Annotated in this window: 1 protein-coding gene; it reads right to left on the bottom strand. The window is 31.8% G+C overall.

Annotated elements, in window-relative coordinates; all coding sequences use genetic code 11:
• The coding region (locus WFZ86_RS20035; protein ID WP_342693596.1) for a leucine-rich repeat domain-containing protein at positions 1-1550 on the bottom strand (1550 nt) is incomplete at both ends.

Here is a 1550-nt window from a genome sequence, read left to right as displayed (position 1 = left end):
CAGAGATGACAGTACCTGCTGTCTGTTCAAACGAAAAATTTGCGGATTCTCCAACAAAAACTTGCTGGGTAGGTAGTTTTAATTCTCCTGTTTTTGGGGTACAATTAACTACTTTTAATGTAATTGGGTTTCGTTCTAAAACAAGATTTTGATAATAAACAGAAGGATCTGAATTTGTAATTTGAGAATTTTTAGATATACAATAGTAATCTCCCGCATCGGTTGTTTTAAGATTTGTAATAGTATATTCTCTAGAAGTAGCTCCTGGAATCAAAACACCATTTGGTGATACTCCTTTATACCACTGAAAAGTATCTTCAGGGGTAAATCTATTATCTTCAAACATCTTTAAAGTTACTCTACCATTTGTTGAACCTGAGATTGTTTTTTCAACATCTATTTTTTCTTGGGGTGCATAATAAAAATATCTCAATTTAGTCTTATAAGTAGAATAATCAGTAGCAAAATCAACAAAACGGAAATTATTATTGTATATGTTTAAATCTTTAAAATCAATTAAATTTATTAAACTTGGAATAGTACCAAAAAATTTATTATTTTGGATAAATATACCAACAAGTTTAGTCAACTGACCAACCTCTACCGGTATGTTACCTTCAAGTTTATTATTCATTAAATTTAAACTGTTAAGATTAATTAATTGACTTATCTGAGAGGATATCCCGCCACTTAATTGATTGGCTGCCAGCGTTAAACGAATAAGTTTATTTAACTTATAAAGTTCTAAAGGTATAGTTCCTTCTAGTTTATTTACTTGTAAATCAATATTTTCAAGTTGAACTAGCTGACCCATTTGAGGAGGAATAACACCATTAAGATTATTAAAACTTAAATTTAATTCCTTAAGTTGCAATAATTGACCAATCTCTGGGGGTATAGAGCCAGTAAGTTTATTATTTAATAACCTAAGCCATATAAGTTTGGTTAATTGTCCTATCTGAGAAGGAATTACACCACTGATTTCTCTATTTCTTTGAAAATCTAAATAGGTAAGTTGAGTTAATTGACCAATTTCTGAGGGTATAGATCCTGACAAATTATTACTCCCTAAATTAAGCCAATCAAGCTGAGAAAACTGCCCAATCTCAGCAGGAATATTTCCGACTAAATTATTATAATTTAGTTCTAATTTTACGACATGACCATTTGCAATAGTAATCCCATACCATCCTGTACCTGCACCTGAATTACTAAAATTCCAGCCGGTAACTGGTTTTGAAAAATCCCAACCTGTTTTATTTTTCCAATTAGCACCTCCAGTAGCATCATATAAAGCTTTCAAAGCATCTTTCTCACTTTGAGGAATATCAGTGACTGCTGAAGATTTGTTAGTAGTTGCTTTAGCCTTTTGTTCTGATCTTATTTTATTCAAAATAGCCTCTTCACTTTTTTGCATTTCAACATACTGCGTTTTTTGCATTTCTCGCATCATAGCAATTTCTCGCGCAAGATCTTGGTCTTTCACCCCATGTTCTTTGAGTGAAGTGGTCACTCGAGCTACATCAAAACCAATTTGTTGATCACTCAAA

Source organism: Flavobacterium polysaccharolyticum (assembly GCF_038739875.1).
Lineage (GTDB): Bacteria > Bacteroidota > Bacteroidia > Flavobacteriales > Flavobacteriaceae > Flavobacterium > Flavobacterium polysaccharolyticum.
The sequence above is the reverse complement of the archived record's forward strand: the minus strand, read 5'-3'. Positions and strand labels throughout refer to the sequence as shown.